The sequence below is a fragment of the Streptomyces sp. NPDC041200 genome (assembly GCF_055591805.1).
This window is the reverse complement of the sequence record NZ_JBVIZF010000029.1, coordinates 28366-44076: the sequence shown is the minus strand read 5'-3', so window position 1 is coordinate 44076 and position 15711 is coordinate 28366. Positions and strand designations below refer to the sequence as shown.

Here is a 15711-nt window from a genome sequence, read left to right as displayed (position 1 = left end):
ACCACGTGTGAGAGGTCGCGGTAGTCGGCTAGCCTCGCGAGGTTGTCCGCCGCGCCCAGCAGGAGGAGACCGCCATGGCCCAGCCCTTCCCGCCCACCGAACCGGACGCACACGGACTCCTCGACGTCGGCGACGGCCAGCAGATCTACTGGGAGACCAGTGGCAACCCCGAGGGGAAGGCGGCGCTGTGCGTGCACGGCGGCCCCGGCAGCGGGGGGCGGCGTGGCAGCCGCACGCTGTTCGACCCCGAGGTCTACCGGGTCGTCCTGTTCGACCAGCGCGGCTGTGGTGAGAGCAGACCGCACGCCTCAGACCCGGCGGTCGGCCTCGAACACAACACCACCCACCACCTCATCGCCGACATGGAGCGGCTGCGCGAGCACCTGGGCATCGAGCGCTGGCTCCTCCACGGCGGCTCCTGGGGCTCGACGCTGATCCTGGCCTACGCCGAGCGCTACCCCGAGCGGGTCTCCGGGATCGTCATCGCGGGCGTCACCACGACCCGGCCGGAGGAGACCGACTGGCTCTACCGGGGCGTGGGACGCCTGCTGCCCGGCCCCTGGGAGGCGTTCCGCGACGCGCTGCCACCGCTGGAGCGCGGCGGCGATCTCGTGGCCGCCTACGACCGGCTGCTGAACAGCCCGGACGAGGCGGTCCGGGCCAAGGCGGCGCGGGACTGGTGCACCTGGGAGGACGCGGTCATCGCCCACGAGGTGCTCGGCAGTCCGGGCTACTACAGCGACAAGTCCGACGACGCGCTGATGGCCTTCGTACGGATCTGCGCGCACTACTTCGCCCACGACGCCTGGCTGGAGGACGGTCAACTGCTGCGGGACGCGCACCGGCTGGCGGGGATCCCGGCGGTGCTGATCCATGGGCGGCTCGACCTGGGCAGTCCGCTGAAGACCGCGTGGGAGCTGGCCAAGGCGTGGCCGGACGCGGAGTTGAAGGTGATCGACGACTCGGGGCACACAGGCAGTCCCACGATGCGGGACGCGATCCTGGAAGCGATCGCCCGTTTCGGGAGGAACGGGTAGCGACCCCTCCCCCACGCACCCCTCGGGACTACCCGGATCCCGGCTCGTAAGTTAGGTTAGGCATACCTAAGTCGTTCGCTTGGTGTCCGTCCTATCCGCGCCTGGAGCCCCCGGATGCGTCCTTTCACCCCCCGCGCCACTACCCCGACCGCCGCCGAGCGCGTCCGGTCGATCCTCGCCGCCGCCCACTCCATGTCGGTGGTGAGCGACGGGATCCACACCGAAGTACGCCGTCTCGACGGCACGGGGGCGATGGGCCACTTCCACCTCCACCCGCCGTACGAGGGCGCCGAGGCCCAGACGACGATGCGCGTGCCGGTCCGGCTGGAACTCACCGACATCGCCCCCACACCCGTACGCGACCGCCTCCGCGCCCGCGTCACGGTGACCGGGCTGCTGTCCGCTCCGTACGACGCGGAGGCCACCGAGAGCACCTGCCTGGAGTTCGGACAGGCGGTCCTCGAAGACGCCGACGGACGCGACTACGTCACCCTCCACACCCTGCAGGCGGCACCGCTCGACCCCATCGCGACCAGCGAGGCGAGCATGCTGACCCACCTCGTGGACGACCACAGCGAACTCGTCCCCCTGCTGCTGCGCCTCGTCCACCCGCACCCGGACCAGGGCATGGTGCGCGCCCTCCCGGTGGCGATGGACCGCTACGGCCTCACCCTGCGCCTCGAATACCCCCGTACGCACCACGATGTGCGGCTGCCGTTCAAAACGGCCGTGACCGACATCAACCAGGCCGGACCTCAGATCCACGCCCTCCTGACCACGGCGCGCCGCCTTTCCCACACGGGCAACCTGCTGGCCTGAGCCACCGGCGCGTCAACCGGCTTCGGTGCGGTGGCCGCTCATCACGGCCAGGCTCTCGTCGCGGATGGGCCGTGAGGTGTCGCGGTCGGGGCGGTAGGGGGCCAGGGCGGGGTCGGGGGCGGAGGTGGTGAGTTCCCCGGCGGCGAGGGCGGCCAGGAGCGGCGCGAGGGTGACACCGCTGTGGGTGGCGATGGTGTAGAGGCCGGGCGCGTCGAGGTGCGGGCCGACCAGGGGGAGGCCGTCTTCGGGAACGGGGCGGACTCCGATCCGGGTGCCCGCCAGGGCGCGGAAGGCGGGCAGGATCTCGGCGCACCGGCCGAGGAGATCCGCTTCGGGCGGCACCTGGGTGGCCGGGGTCGGGGCGAGGAGGGCGTCGACCGGCCAGGAGATGGCGCAGACCCGGTTGCCCGGGGCGGGGCGCAGATCGACGCCGGGGGTGGCGACAATGGCGCGCAGCGGCTCGGCGAGGGGGACGGACTCGCCCACCAGGCCGGGGATCTGGCGCAGCGGCAGCCGTATCCCGGCCAGTCCGGCGACGCGTCCGGCGTCGGGTCCCGCGCAGTTGACGACGTGGTCGGCCTCGAAGTGGCGGCCCCGCGCCTCGGCGCCGCGTACCCGTTCACCGTCCCGCAGCAGGGCGGTGACGGGAGTGTCGTAGCGGATGTCGGCGCCCAGGGCCGCGGCCCGGTCGAGGAGGGTGCGCGCGAGGAGGGGGGCGTCGTACCAGGTGGCGTCGTCGTGCACGACGAGTTCGGTGGCCCGGCACGAGGCGGGGTCGACGGCGGGCGCGAGCGTGCGCAGTTCGCCGGGGTCCGCGGTGCGGCAGGGGTGGCCCCAGTCGGCGAGCCGCTCGGCCCGTGCGCGGAGGGTGCGCTGCTCCTCCTCGGTGTGGCCCCACTGGACGAGCGGCGCGGGGTGGCGCCAGCCGGGGGCTCCCGTGCGGGTGTGGATCTCCTGCTCCAGTTCCCGGTGGAGCGCGGCGCTGCGCTGGTTGAGCAGGAAGTAGGAGTGGGGGGTCTTCAGGTGGGTGACGTCGATGGAGAAGGTGGCGCTGGAGGTGCCCGGGGTGGGGCCGCCCGCGTCGAGCACGGTGACGCCCACACCTGCCTCGGCCAGGCGGTGGGCGGTGGCGGCGCCGATCACTCCGGCGCCGATGACGAGGGCACGGGTCATGGAGACTCCTTCGGTCGTGGGGAGAGGGAGGAGCTGGCCGGGGTTCTCAGAGCACCTTGCTGAGGAACGCGCGGGTGCGTTCGTGGCGCGGGTCGCTCAGCACGTCCGCCGGGGGGCCGGTCTCGATGACGGCGCCGTCGTCCATGAACACCAGCGAGTCGCCGACCTCGCGGGCGAAGCCCATCTCGTGGGTGACGACGACCATGGTCATGCCGTCCTCAGCGAGCCCTCGCATCACCTCCAGCACCTCCCCGACGAGTTCGGGGTCGAGCGCGGAGGTGGGCTCGTCGAACAGCATCAGTTCGGGCCGCATCGCCAGGGCGCGGGCGATGGCCACCCGCTGCTGCTGGCCTCCCGAGAGCTGAGCGGGGTAGCTGTGTGTCTTGTCGGCGAGGCCGACGCGGTCGAGGAGTTCCGCGCCACGTATCCGGGCCCGTTCCTTCGGCTCCTTCCTGACCTGGACGGGGGCCTCGATGACGTTCTCCAGCGCGGTCATGTGCGGGAAGAGGTTGAAGCGCTGGAAGACCATGCCGATGCCCCGGCGGCGCCGGGAGACGGCCTTGTCGCTCAGTTCGTGGAGCCTGCCGTCCCGCTCTTCGTAGCCGACGAGTTCGCCCCGCACGTACAGGCGTCCCCGGTCGATGGTCTCCAGGTGGTTGATGCAGCGCAGCGGAAGGCGACCCGCAGGTCACCGTGCCCGCGGTGGTGGAAGGGCGGCTGGATCTCGCCGTGATCTTCGAGTACGGCGTGGTGCCGCACAGCTGGCCCGACGGTCTCGACCACACGCTGGTGCGGGAAGAGCCGCTCTACGTCCTCCTCCCCGCCGGGCACCCGCTCGCCGGACGGCGGCACATCCGCCTCGCCGATCTGCGGGACGAGCGCTGGATCAGCTACCACGAGGACACCGACGCCGCCCGCTGCCTGCGCCACATCTGCGCGGCCGGTGGCTTCCTGCCCGAGGTGCTCTTCCGCACGAACGACTACAACCTGCCCTACGAGCTGGTCCGGCAGGGCCTGGGAGTGGCGATCGCACCGGAACTCGCCATCGCGGACACCTCCGCCTCACCCGACGCCTCCGGCACCCACCTCGTCCGGCTCACCGACCCCACCCACACCCGCCGGGTCTATGCCACCCGCCGCACCAGCGACCCCAACCCGTTCCTCCCCCAGGCCCTCGCCCTCCTGCACACCGCCGCGGCCGCCCTGCCCGAGCGGGGCGCCGGGGAGTGCCCCACGGTCACCCGCTGAAGCCCACCTATGTGCATGGCCTTGTACTTCCTTTGCCACGCGTTCGCCGGGCATTGGCCTGAGCTTGTTTGCATACAGGAATGGCCCACATCACCTTCCTGGTGGCGGTCGTCATCGTCACGGCGCTCGCCTTCGACTTCACCAACGGATTCCACGACACGGCGAACGCGATGGCGACCTCCATCGCCACCGGCGCGCTCACCCCCAGAACGGCGGTTCTGGTGAGCGGGGTGCTCAACATCGCCGGTGCCTTCCTGTCCACCGAGGTCGCCAAGACCATCTCCGGCGGCATCGTCGACGATACTCTGGTCACGCCAGGGATGATCTTCGCCGGGCTGGTGGGGGCCATCCTGTGGAATCTGCTGACCTGGCTGGTCGGGCTGCCGTCGAGTTCGTCGCACGCTCTGTTCGGCGGACTGATCGGGGCCATGTGGGTCGGGGCGGGCGCGCATGGCGTGCACTTCGACAAGGTCATCGAGAAAGTGCTGATCCCGGCGGTGGCCTCGCCGCTCGTGGCCGGTGTCGCCGCGCTGCTGGCCACCTATCTCGCGTACCGGCTCACCGACCGCGCCCGCAGGAAGTCGGTGACCAAGGGCTTCCGGATCGGTCAGATCGCCTCGGCCTCGCTCGTCTCCCTCGCACACGGCACGAACGACGCGCAGAAGACCATGGGTGTCATCACGCTGACCCTGATCTCGGCGGGCGCGCTCGGCCATGACGCCGGTCCGCCGCTGTGGGTGATCGCCTCCGCGGGGCTCGCCATCGGCCTCGGCACCTACCTGGGCGGCTGGCGGATCATCCGCACCATGGGCAAGGGCCTCACCGAGATCCAGTCGCCGCAGGGCTTCGCCGCCGAGACCGCCTCCACCACGGTCATCCTCACCTCCGCGCACCTCGGCTTCGCCCTGTCCACCACCCAGGTCGCCTCCGGCAGCATCCTCGGCGCTGGCCTGGGCCGCAGGCTGGCGGAGGTGCGCTGGGGCGTCGCGGGCCGCATGGTCATCGCCTGGATGGTCACGCTGCCCGCCTCCGCGGTGGTCGGTGGCGTCTCCGCGAGCGTGGTCACCAACGGCGGCGACATCGGCGCGGCGGTCGTCGCCCTGGTCGGCGCGGCCCTCGCCGGGGGCATCGTGCTCCTCTCGCGCCGTAACCCCGTGGACGCGAAGAACGTCAACGACGCGCACGAGGTCACCATCCGCACCGAGCCGCCCGCCGCGGTCGGCACGGCCGCATGAGCCACTGAATCCCGGAGAGTTAAAACGATGCATCTCGACTGGAACGCACTCGGTCAGGTCGGCGCGGTGAGCGTCGGCGTCACCGTCGCCGTGGTCACCGTCTTCGCCCTCGGCGTCCTGGGCCTCGCCCGCGTCGAGGCGGCCCGTGAGGGGAACGGCACCGGGTCCACCCTCGGCCTCACCCAGGCCGGCCTGTGCTTCGCCGCGTGCGCGGCCGTGGTGGCGTACGGAATCTATCTGATCGTGCCGCAGTTCCACTGAGGCGGAAGGAGGACCGGATGACGACATCGCCCTTGCTGTCCGAGCTGGCCGACCTGCGGGTCGACTACAGCGACCACGACGACCCCGTACTCATCCGGCCGGACGGAAGCCCGGTCGACACCTGGCGGGAGAACTATCCGTACACGCGGCGCATGGAGCGCCCGGAGTACGAGTGGCACAAGCGGCTGCAGCAGATAGAACTGCTGAAGCTGCAGAGCTGGATCAAGGAGACCGGACGCCGTCTCGTCATCGTCTTCGAGGGCCGGGACGCGGCGGGCAAGGGCGGCACGATCAAGCGCTTCACCGAGCATCTCAACCCGCGCGGCGCACGGGTCGTCGCGCTGGAGAAGCCCACCGAGCGCGAGCGCGGCCAGTGGTACTTCCAGCGGTACGTGGAGCATCTGCCGACCGCGGGCGAGATCGTGCTCTTCGACCGGTCCTGGTACAACCGGGCCGGTGTCGAGCGGGTCATGGGCTTCTGCGCGGAGGACGAGTACCAGCGCTTCATGCGCCAGGCGCCGATGTTCGAGCGGATGCTCGTGGACGACGGCGTGGACCTGGTGAAGTTCTGGTTCTCGGTGTCCCAGGGCGAGCAGCGCACCCGGTTCACGATCCGCCAGGTGGACCCCGTACGGCAGTGGAAGCTCAGCCCGATGGACCTCGCCTCGCTGGACCGCTGGGACGACTACACCGCCGCGAAGGTCGCCATGTTCCGCGAGACAGACACGGATCACGCGCCCTGGACCGTGGTCAAGAGCAACGACAAGAAGCGGGCCCGCGTCGAGGCCATGCGCAGCGTGCTCGCCCGCTTCGACTACGCCGACAAGGACGCGGAAGTGGTCGGCAGCGCCGATCCGCGCGTCGTGGGCGCGGCGGCGGGTCTGCTGGAGGAAGGCGAAGACGTGCGCTGACGCGCGCTGACGGCACCATCACGCCGAAGGGGCCCGGCCCGCGGGGAAGTGGCCGGGCCCCTTCGGCGTGGCCTCACCGGTGTGCGGCGACGGCGGCGGGGCGGCCGGTGCGCAGCGAGTCGTAGGCGGCCAGCACGATGCGCAGGGTGCGCAGGCCCGCCTGGCCGTCGGGGCTCGGGCGCCGCCGGGTGCGGGCGGCGTCGAGGAACTCGTCCAGCATGGCCGCGTCCAGGTCGGTGCCACCGGGTTCCCAGCGGGCGCGGCCGTCCACCGAGTCGAAGCCGCCGAGCAGCCGGGGGAAGGCGTCGAACTCGACGATGGCGCGCTCCCCCACACAGGTCAGGGTCAGCCCTCCCCAGGTGGGGTGGGCCGGGGGCTGGCTCCAGCTGCAGTCGATGGTGGCGACGGCGCCGCTCGGGTAGCGGATGGTGACCAGGCCCGCCGTCTCGACGGGCGAGCCGGCGTCGAGGACGGTGTTGGCCTGGGCGTAGACCTCGGCGGCCTGCTCGCCGTGGAGCAGGACGTCCATCAGGTCGGCGAGGTGGACGGTGTGGTCCATGACCGCGCCGCCGCCCGCGAGGGCCGGGTCGGCGAACCAGCGGCGGATCCGGGCGGGGTTGGTGCCGTTGTTGGTGCCGTGGACGCTGACGAGTTCGCCGAGGGAGCCGTCGGCCAGGGAGCGGTGGAGGGCGGCGAAGGCCGGGCTGAACCGTACGGGGTAGGCGGTCATGAGGCCGACCCCGGCGCGTGCGCAGGCGTCGATCATGGCGCGGGCGTCCGCCTCCGTGGTGGCGAGCGGCTTCTCGCAGAGCACCTGGGCACCGGCGGCCGCCGCGCGTTCGACCAGGGGCCGGTGGCGGGCGTTCTCGCTGCACACCACGACCGCGTCGGGGGGCGGGGAGAAGGCCTCGTCCCAGCTGTCCGCGTACGGCACCCCGAGCCCGTCGGCGAGGGCGCGGCCGCGGGTGGGGTCGCCGGGCGGGGCGTCGGGGTCGGCGGTGATCAGGTCGATGCCGTCGCGGTCGCGCAGCAGCTCGACGTAGGTCGCGGCGTGGACGTGGGCGAAGGACAGTACGGCGACCCTCACGTGGTGGCTCCTTCCTTGGGGGCGGTCAGCTCGACCGCGCGGCCCGTGCGGGCGGAGAGCGCCGCGGCCTCGGCGATACGGACGGCGGCCACGCCGTCGCGGGCGCTCACCCGGGGCGCCGGGCCGCCCGCGAACGCCTCGGCGAACTCGCGTATCTGGGTGAGGTAGGGGGACTCGCCGAAGTCACCGGCCGGGATGCCGTCCTCCTCGGCCAGCGTGCCGGTGACGCGCAGGCCGGGCGCGGCGAGCGAGTCGTAGCGTACGGTCCCGCCGGTCCCGGCCACGTGGAAGGTGGTGCGGAACCGGGTGGCCGGGGGCGCCCAGACGCCCACGACCTGGGTGATGACACCGCCCTCGTGGGTGAGGACCGCGCCTCCGGTGGCGACCGCCCCGGCCGGGGCGGGGGCGGTGAAGTGGCCGCGTTGGTAGGCGTGGACCCGTACGACCTCGCCGAACAGCCAGCGGGCGATGTCCAGGTCATGGATCATCTGGTCGATCAGGATGCCCCCGGAGCGGGCGGGGTCGGCGAACCAGCGGCTCCAGGTGGGGTAGCGGCCGGTGCGGGTGAAGCGGGCGACGGCGACCCGGCCGAGTTCGCCGTCCGCGACGGCGGTGCGGAGCCGGGCGTAGGCGGGGAAGTAGCGCACGACGTGTCCGGGGTAGAGCCGCACCCCGGCGGCGTCGGCGGCGTCCGCCATCTCCTCGGCGTCGGCCGCGCTCAGTGCGAGGGGCTTCTCGCACAGGACGTGGGTGCCCGCGGCGATGGCGGCCAGCGCGATGTCGTGGTGGGTGTCGGTGGGGGTGCAGATGTCCACCGCGTCGGCGCCACTGATCGCGTCGTGCAGCGAGTCGGCGGTGGTGGCGCCGAATTCGTGGGCGAGCGTGGCGGTGTGGGGGTCGGGCGCGTAGACGCGTACGCGGGCGCCGAGCGCGGCCCAGGCGGGCAGGTGGGTGCGGGCGATGCCGCCCGCGCCGATCAGCGCGATGTCGAGTTCTGCCATGGACTTTCCTAGCCTGTAAGCCTGTATGGGCGTCTAGCCCTTGAGGGCGCCGCTGAGCACTCCGTTGATGAAGTGCCGCTGGAAGAAGAGGTAGACGAGGACGACGGGGGCGATCACGATCAGCGTGGCCGCCGCGAGGAGCGGGATGTCGACCTCGTACTGGCCGGTGAACAGGCCGAGTCCGGCGGGCGCGGTGCGCCGGCTCGGGTCCTGGATCAGGACCAGCGGCAGCAGGAACTGGTTCCAGCTCCAGACGAAGTAGAGGACGCCGAGGGTGGTCACGGCCGGGCGGGAGCTGGGCAGCAGCACCCGCCACAGCGTGGCCCACGACGAGGCGCCGTCCAGCCGGGCGGCCTCGATGAGACTGCGCGGCATGGTCGCGAAGTGCGCCCGCATCCAGAACACGCCGAACGGCATGAACGCGCCGATCTCGGCGAGGGCCAGGCCCGGCACGGTGTTGGTGAGCCCGATGGCCCGCAGGTCGTAGTAGAGCGGGATGACGGTGACCTCGACCGGGATGGACAGGCCGAGCAGCAGGTACGCGTAGAGCTTGCCGCGGCCGGGGACCTCCATGGTGGCGAGCGCGTACCCGGCCAGGGTGGCGCAGACGACGGCGGCGGGCACCACGCTGAGGGCGATCACCGCGCTGGACCGCAGCAGGGTGCCGAATCCGGCGGCGGACCAGGCGTGGCCGAAGTTCTCCAGGTGGATGCCCTTCGGCCAGGCGAAGCCGGTGAGCGGCGTACCGGCGGGCTGGAGCGCGGCCAGCAGCAGGGAGAGGAACGGGATCAGGACGACGGCCAGGAACACGGCGAGCACGGCGGGCGCCGCGAGCCCCCTGGCGGCCGGACGGGCGGTGGCGGTGGCGCTCACGGTGGCGGCGCTGGTCACGGGGCCTCCCTGGCGAGCCGGTTGATCACGAGGACGGCCACCGAGATGACGGCGGTGAGGACGACGGCCAGGGCGCTCGCGAGGCCGACGGCGCCGCCGCCGAAGGCGAGGCGGTAGATGAGGATGCCGGGGACGACGGTGGTGTTGCCGGGGCCGCCGCCGGTGGTGATGTAGATGAGGTCGAAGCTGGAGAGCGCGGCGATCACGGTGATCGACAGGGCGACCGCGATCTCGGGCCGCAGCAGCGGGACGGTGATGGACCGGAATTCGCGGATCGGACCCGCCCCGTCCATGCGGGCCGCCTCGTAGATCTCCTGGTCGATGCGCTGGGTCCCGGACAGGAAGAGGACCATGCACAGACCGGAGACGACCCAGGTGCCGATGAGCCCGACGGCGGGCAGCGCCCAGGTGAAGCTGCCCAGCCACGAGTCGGCGAGCCCTCCGAGGCCGATGGCGCGCAGCCCCTGGTTGAGGGTGCCGTCCTCGGCGTACACCCAGCGCCAGATGATGGCGACCGCGACCAGCGGGATGACCTGGGGCAGGAAGAGCAGCGCCCGGATGAGGGCGGTGCCGCGGCCGGTGCGGCGGGAGACGATGGCCGCCGAGACCAGGCCGAGGCAGATGGGCAGGACGGAGAAGAACACGATGAGCGCGCCCGCGTGCCAGGACGCCGCGCGCAGCTGCGGATCGGCGAACACCCGCCGGTAGTTGTCGAGGCCGACGAAGGACGGCAGGGTCACGCCGTCCCAGTCGAAGAGCGACAGGTAGGCGGTGTGCAGGGCGGGGAGGACGGCGAAGAGCGTGTACGGGAGGAGGGCGGGCAGGACGTACAGCAGCGCCACGGCCCGGCGGCGGCGCCGTCTGCCCGCGCCGGTCGTCACGGCCCCGGCGGTGTGCGGGCGGGGACGCGGACGGTGTGGTGTGCGGGGGCGGCGGTGGGCTCCGGTGGCGAGGCGTTCGGTGGCGGTCATGCGTGGTAGTTCTCGTAGTCCTGCTGGAGGTTGGCCAGGAACTTCTCCGCGCTGACCTTGCCCCCGGCGAGCAGCTGGAGCTGCGTGGTGAGGGTGTCGGCCATGGTCGTGGTGGAGGCGTTCTGGATGAACGGCTCCAGCCCGGAGTCCTTGACGATGCCCTGCCAGCCCTGCTGCACCTCGCCGATCAGTCCGCTCTGGCGGGGCATGGCGGCCGCGTCGGGTGCCATGAAGCCGCCCTTGGCGATGACGGGCGCGGCGCCCTTGCTCGCGGCGAATTCCAGGAAGGCGGCGGCGACGTCGGGGTTGTCGCTCTTGCTGGAGACGCAGTAGTAGACCCCGGCGCCGGTGGTGCGGACGGGGGCGCCCCGGGTGGCGGGCGGCGCGTTGACGTAGCCCGCGTCGTCGCCGAGGCCCTTGGCGACGGCCGCCGCGGCCCAGTTGCCGCTGATGCGGAAGACTCCCTGGCCCTTGGCGAAGGCGGCGGTGGCGTCGTTGTCGCTGAGCCCGTTGGTCTTGGCGGTGACGTAGCCTTCGTCGACCCAGCGCTTGAGCGTCCTGGCGGCCTTGAGCGCCTCCGGTCCGGTGATGGTGGCGCCCTTGTGGCCGAAGGCCCAGGCCTCGCGGTCTGCGGGCTTCATGAAGATCGAGAGCAGCACGTTGAAGGGGTGGTTGAGGCCGCCGTCGAGGTTTCCTTCGACGAGCGCGGTCTCCCCGGCCGCCTTGGCCTTGGCGAACATCTTCTCGAGGTCGTCCACGGTGGCGGGCGGGAAGCGCAGCCCGAGCTTGCGGGCCTTCGCCTTGTTGTAATACACGCCCTCGAAGGACAGCCCGGCGGGCACTCCGTACAGCTGCCCGGTGCCGACCGTCCTGCCGTCGTCGGAGAAGGTGATCTGGTCCAGGCCCGGGAACTTCTTCGGCCAGCCGTACGCGCGGCTGTACGCGCCCATGTCGAGCAGCAGCCGGCCGCGGACGAGGTTCTGCATCCCGGAGGTGAACTGGGCGATGTCGGGGGCGGTGTCCGCGGACATCGTGGTGTTGATGCTCTTGAGGTAGTCGTCCCAGCCGGTGTACTGGCGCTTGATGGTGATGTTGGGGTACTTCGCCATGAAGGCCTTGACCAGGCCCGGCGTCATGGTGGTGTCGTCCGCGTCGGCGAGCACGAGGGTGAGCTTCTTGCCGGTCGGCACGGCGGTGGAGGCGGGCCCGGCGCTGCTCTTCTTCGCGGAGGAGCCGGGCGTCAGGCTGCCGCAGGCGGCGAGGGCGGAGGCGCCGACCACGCCGGTGGCAGCGAGGAAGGCCCGTCTGGACAGGGCGGTGGAGGACAGGGGTGACTGGGTGGGTCTCACGGGGGTCTCCTGAGACGGCGAGGAGGAGATGCCGGGCTTCGCGGAGGGGTCGCTGGGGGCGCGGCGGGGCCCTGTGCGGGGGAAGCAGGGCGTGATTTAATAAAGCAGTTTCGTTTCATAATCGGCATGGCACACCGACGCGTCAAGAGCCGTTACGAGGTCGATCGCCGGGCCGATGCCAGGGCCGGGCAACCGGGGCCGACACCAGGAGGCTGAATCCTTTGGTCATGTCCAGGGGTCGCGGAGGCCGCGACGACGCGTCCCCGGCCACCGCCGCCGTCCCGCAGACGCGCTGGCCCGTGGACCAGGGCGCGGAGCCGGGCCCGCCCATGCCGGCGGTGGTGGGCGTGGCGGACCTCCGCGCCACGAACGCGGCCGCCATCCTGGCCGCCGTCCGTTCGGCGGAGTACCACCCCCGCCTGTCCGAGCTGGTCAAGGCCACCAAGCTGTCCCGCCCCACGGTCGAGGCCATCGTGGACGAGCTGGCCGACTGCGGCCTCATCGAGACCGCCGCGGCGGAGTCCGCACGGGGCCGGCGCTCCCCCGGCCGTCCGGCCCGCCGGTTCCGCTTCCGGGCCCGCGCGGGCTTCGTCATCGGCGTCGACGTACGGGCCCGGTCGGTGACCGCCTGCCTCGCCGATCTGGACGGCAGCGCGGTGGCCATCGAGCGCAAGGCGGTGCGCGCCGACCTCACCGGCCGCGCCCGCGCCCGCGCCGTGACGACGGCGGTCGATGCCGCGATCGGCCGGGCGGGCGCCGACACCCGGCGGGTATGGGCCGCGACGGTCGGCACCCCCGGCCTGGTCGACCGGGACAACCTCACCATCCGGCAGGCCGACAACCTCAAGGACTGGGCGCGGGCGGACATCGTCGGCGTCCTGCGCGACCAGCTCGACTGCCCGGTGACCGTGGAGAACGACGCCAACCTCGCCGCGCTCGGCGAACGATGGCGCGGCGTGGGCGGCGACACCGACGAGATGATCTTCGTGCTGCTGGGTGAGCGGCTCGGCGCGGGCGTGATCACGGACGGGCGGCTGCTGCGGGGTCACCACGGGGCGGCCGGTGAGATCGGCTTCATCCACTTTCCCGTCCTTCCCAGCGAGCCCGCACCCCCGCGCCCGGGCCTGCCGCCGCAGGCGTCCCTCACCGTGCGGAACGCGGCCGCGGGTGACCCGGACGCGGCCGCGGCCGTCGCGTCCTACGGACAGCGGCTGGCCGACGGCATCGCCCCGGTCCTGCTCGCGCTCGACCCGGCGCTGGTCGTGCTCGGCACCGGTCCCTTCGGCGACCGGGATCTGCTGCCCGCCGCCGAGCTGCTCCTCGGCGCCGCCCAGCGGCACGCCGACGGCCTGCTCGTGGACCCGCCCCGCTGGCGGCTGTCGGCCCTCGGCGACGAGGCCGTGATCACGGGCGCGGTCCGCCTCGCGCTCTCCTCCGTCGAGGCCGTGCTGCGCACCCGCCCCACCAGCCTGACCCCGCACTGAGCGGGGGCCCGCCAGCGTGCTCCAGCGGGGTCCGCTTCACCGTGCGGTGTAGTCGTCCTGGCTCAGCGCGTACACGGTGCAGGGACGGTTCAGGACGGTGTCCTCGCGCAACGGCGTGAATCCCAGACGGCCGGCCAGGGTGGCGGAGGCGGTATTGCCGTGGTGGATCATGGCCGTGATCTGCTTGAGGCCGAGGGGGCCGAAGCCCCACGCCAGGACGGCGCGTGCCGCTTCGCTGGCGTAGCCGTTGCCCCAGTGCGCCCGGGCGAAGGTCCACCCGATCTCGGTCTCGCCGAATTGCTCCCACCAGTTGAGGCCGGAGCGCCCGATCGCCTCGCCGGTACTGGCGAGTTCGACGGCGCAGAGCCCGTGTCCGCGCTGGGCCCACTGCTGGTGGATGTCGCGCAGACGTGCCGCGGCCTGGTCGGGGGTGTAGGCGCCGACGAACTGGTTCACCTCGTCGTCGGCGTGCAGACGTACCCACCAGTCGGCGTCGGCCTCGGTGAGTGGGCGCAGCCGGAGGCGCGGGGTGGTGAGCACTGCCTTCAGGCCTCCTCGCGGTGGGCGATACCGTCGCGGCAGCCTACCTTCGGCAGGCACCGGTCCGGCAGTCTCAGCCGAGGGCGCGGGCAGCCCGCGTCGAGGATGGTGTTGTCGACGCCCATGCGGTGCAGCAGTGTGCTGTCGGCGCCGAAGCCCGAGGTGGCGTGCAGGGCGGGCACCGCGTCGGCGGCCGCGCAGGTGTCCTCGTAGCCGAGCACGACCAGGGCGCGCGGGCGCGGGTGAGGCGGACGGTCGCGGAGAGGACGACCACCAGGGTGCCCTCGCTGCCGACCAGCGCCCTGGCGAGGTGGAAGCGGCGTTCGGGCAGCAGATGCTCCAGCGCGTAGCCCGACACCTGGCGCGGGAAACGCCCCAACTCGGTGCGCAGCACCGCGAGGTTACGCCGCGCCGAACAGCAGGCCGTGCCCGGCGGCGGCCGACTGGAGGTCGTCCAGGACGATACCCGGCTCCACGGTCGCGGTGCGCCCCCGCGGATCGAGGGGGTGCGGACGCTCCACAAGCACCAGCAGGGCGACGGTCTTGACGGAGGAGGGCAAGCATTCCTTACCCTCCTGGTGGCCCGTCCGCCCCTCCCCCTCACCTACGCGAGGAGCCGCGTTGCTCAAGCCCCTGCATCTCCTCACCCTGAAGGCCGTCGTCGGCAGCGGATCGTTCGCCGTCGCGGCCCGCGACCTCGGCTACACCGCCTCCGCCATCTCGCAGCAGATCTCGGCCCTGGAGAAGGAGACCGGTCTGGTCCTGTTCGAACGGGAGGCGCACGGCATCCGGCCGACCGCCGCCGCCCACCGCCTGGTCGACCTCAGCGGCCGGGCCCTGGCCGCCCTGGACGACCTGGACCAGCAGGTGCGGGAGCTGGCCACCGGTGCCACCGGGCGGCTGCGGCTGGGCAGTTTCCCGACCGCGAGCGTCCGGCTGGTGCCCACCGCGCTGTCGGCACTCGCCGAAACCCACCCCCGGGCGCGAATCCAGCTGGAGGAGGGCGAACCGGAGGATCTCCTCGCCCTGCTCACCAGCGGTGACCTGGACATCGCCCTGGTCTACGAGTACGGGCTCAGCCCCCGGCAGTGGCCGGACGGGCTGGCCCGTCACCCCTTGCTGCGGGAGGACCTGGTCCTGCTGCGGGCCACGGACAGCCGCCTGGGGGCGAGCCTTCCCCAGCTGGCCGAGGCGCGCTGGATCACCAGCGCGGAGGGCACGGCCGGGGCGCTCTCGCTGGTCCGGCTGTGCGCGTCCGCCGGGTTCGACGCGGAGGTCGCGTTCCGGAGCAACAACTACGACGTCGTACGGGAGCTGGTGTCCACGGGGCTCGGCGTGGCGGTCGTCCCGGCGCTCGGCCACGCGCCCAGCGAGGCGATCCAGGCCACCCGGCTCACCCAGCGGTCCGCGCACCGCCACGTGATGGCCCTGCACCGCGACGAGAACACCAACCCCCTGCTCGGCACGGTGCTCGACACGCTGCGGCGCGCGGTGCCCGGTGACGAGCCGTATCTGCACCCGGTCGAGGCGCCCGCGCCGTAGTCCCCGCTACCGGGCCGCTGCCCCCTTCGATGCCGACGCCAGCCGCTCCGCCATCGCGGTCTGGCCCCGCCGTGGCCGAACCGCACCGGGCTGCCCGCCTGCCCAAAGTGGCGTGTCGTCTACTCCCTCGAGCTGTATCCCGCCGGGCCCATCGACCGGGAC

Annotated in this window: 14 protein-coding genes and 3 pseudogenes; 8 read left to right on the top strand and 9 right to left on the bottom strand. The window is 72.5% G+C overall.

What is annotated here, in order from left to right; translation table 11 throughout:
* Positions 1-74 precede the first annotated feature (74 nt).
* A complete protein-coding gene (gene pip, locus ACZ6CL_RS34795; RefSeq protein ID WP_468943384.1) occupies positions 75-1037 on the top strand; it encodes a prolyl aminopeptidase in 963 nt (320 codons plus the stop codon).
* Between the two features lie 114 nt (positions 1038-1151).
* Entirely contained in the window at positions 1152-1856 is a 705-nt protein-coding gene (locus ACZ6CL_RS34790) for a DUF2470 domain-containing protein (protein ID WP_468943382.1), read from the top strand.
* A 12-nt stretch (positions 1857-1868) separates the two neighbouring features.
* Here the strand turns inward: ACZ6CL_RS34790 and ACZ6CL_RS34785 are convergent, their stop codons facing one another.
* On the bottom strand, positions 1869-3029 hold the full coding sequence (locus ACZ6CL_RS34785) for an NAD(P)/FAD-dependent oxidoreductase (RefSeq protein ID WP_468943379.1): 1161 nt from the start codon (positions 3027-3029) through the stop codon (positions 1869-1871).
* Positions 3030-3075: 46 nt separating this feature from the next.
* Positions 3076-3699: pseudogene (locus ACZ6CL_RS34780) on the bottom strand (amino acid ABC transporter ATP-binding protein); the annotation flags it as partial.
* A 14-nt stretch (positions 3700-3713) separates the two neighbouring features.
* Here ACZ6CL_RS34780 and ACZ6CL_RS34775 point away from each other — a divergent pair.
* The 4 genes and pseudogenes from ACZ6CL_RS34775 to ppk2 form a co-directional block, all read left to right on the top strand.
* Positions 3714-4277 (top strand): annotated as a pseudogene (locus tag ACZ6CL_RS34775) (LysR substrate-binding domain-containing protein); the annotation flags it as partial.
* A gap of 80 nt (positions 4278-4357) precedes the next feature.
* On the top strand, positions 4358-5512 hold the full coding sequence (locus ACZ6CL_RS34770; RefSeq protein ID WP_468943377.1) for an inorganic phosphate transporter: 1155 nt from the start codon (positions 4358-4360) through the stop codon (positions 5510-5512).
* Between the two features lie 27 nt (positions 5513-5539).
* Positions 5540-5773 carry a hypothetical protein gene (locus tag ACZ6CL_RS34765; RefSeq protein WP_468943374.1) on the top strand — a complete coding sequence of 78 codons (234 nt, stop codon included), beginning with the start codon at positions 5540-5542 and terminating at the stop codon, positions 5771-5773.
* Positions 5774-5790: 17 nt separating this feature from the next.
* Positions 5791-6684: a polyphosphate kinase 2 gene (gene ppk2, locus ACZ6CL_RS34760; RefSeq protein WP_468943372.1), complete on the top strand. Its 894-nt coding sequence runs from the start codon at positions 5791-5793 to the stop codon at positions 6682-6684.
* Positions 6685-6757: 73 nt separating this feature from the next.
* Here the strand turns inward: ppk2 and ACZ6CL_RS34755 are convergent, their stop codons facing one another.
* From ACZ6CL_RS34755 to ACZ6CL_RS34735, 5 genes are read right to left on the bottom strand one after another with little or no spacing between them, the layout of a single operon-like run.
* Positions 6758-7771 (bottom strand): Gfo/Idh/MocA family protein, encoded by a 1014-nt coding sequence (locus tag ACZ6CL_RS34755; protein WP_468943369.1) that lies wholly within the window; start codon positions 7769-7771, stop codon positions 6758-6760.
* On the bottom strand, positions 7768-8799 hold the full coding sequence (locus ACZ6CL_RS34750; protein ID WP_468943442.1) for a Gfo/Idh/MocA family protein: 1032 nt from the start codon (positions 8797-8799) through the stop codon (positions 7768-7770). Before ACZ6CL_RS34750 ends, ACZ6CL_RS34755 begins: the two co-directional genes overlap by 4 nt.
* A 6-nt stretch (positions 8800-8805) precedes the next feature.
* A complete protein-coding gene (locus ACZ6CL_RS34745; RefSeq protein WP_468943366.1) occupies positions 8806-9663 on the bottom strand; it encodes a carbohydrate ABC transporter permease in 858 nt (285 codons plus the stop codon).
* Positions 9660-10634 (bottom strand): carbohydrate ABC transporter permease, encoded by a 975-nt coding sequence (locus ACZ6CL_RS34740; protein WP_468943363.1) that lies wholly within the window; start codon positions 10632-10634, stop codon positions 9660-9662. Before ACZ6CL_RS34740 ends, ACZ6CL_RS34745 begins: the two co-directional genes overlap by 4 nt.
* Positions 10631-11983 (bottom strand): ABC transporter substrate-binding protein, encoded by a 1353-nt coding sequence (locus ACZ6CL_RS34735; RefSeq protein ID WP_468943361.1) that lies wholly within the window; start codon positions 11981-11983, stop codon positions 10631-10633. The genes ACZ6CL_RS34740 and ACZ6CL_RS34735 overlap by 4 nt, the downstream gene beginning before the upstream one ends.
* Positions 11984-12210: 227 nt before the next feature.
* Here ACZ6CL_RS34735 and ACZ6CL_RS34730 point away from each other — a divergent pair, with 227 nt between their 5' ends.
* A complete protein-coding gene (locus tag ACZ6CL_RS34730; RefSeq protein ID WP_468943359.1) occupies positions 12211-13467 on the top strand; it encodes an ROK family protein in 1257 nt (418 codons plus the stop codon).
* Positions 13468-13503: 36 nt separating this feature from the next.
* On the opposite strand, the gene ACZ6CL_RS34725 is transcribed toward ACZ6CL_RS34730, so the two are convergent.
* On the bottom strand, positions 13504-14007 hold the full coding sequence (locus ACZ6CL_RS34725) for a GNAT family N-acetyltransferase (protein WP_468943356.1): 504 nt from the start codon (positions 14005-14007) through the stop codon (positions 13504-13506).
* Between the two features lie 170 nt (positions 14008-14177).
* Positions 14178-14510, bottom strand: a pseudogene (locus tag ACZ6CL_RS34720) (FAD-binding oxidoreductase); the annotation flags it as partial.
* A 118-nt stretch (positions 14511-14628) separates the two neighbouring features.
* On the opposite strand from ACZ6CL_RS34720, the gene ACZ6CL_RS34715 reads away from it, so the two are divergent.
* The gene (locus tag ACZ6CL_RS34715; protein ID WP_468943353.1) at positions 14629-15549 is read left to right on the top strand and encodes a LysR family transcriptional regulator; all 921 of its coding nucleotides are present in this window, start codon (positions 14629-14631) and stop codon (positions 15547-15549) included.
* Positions 15550-15711: the final 162 nt, after the last annotated feature.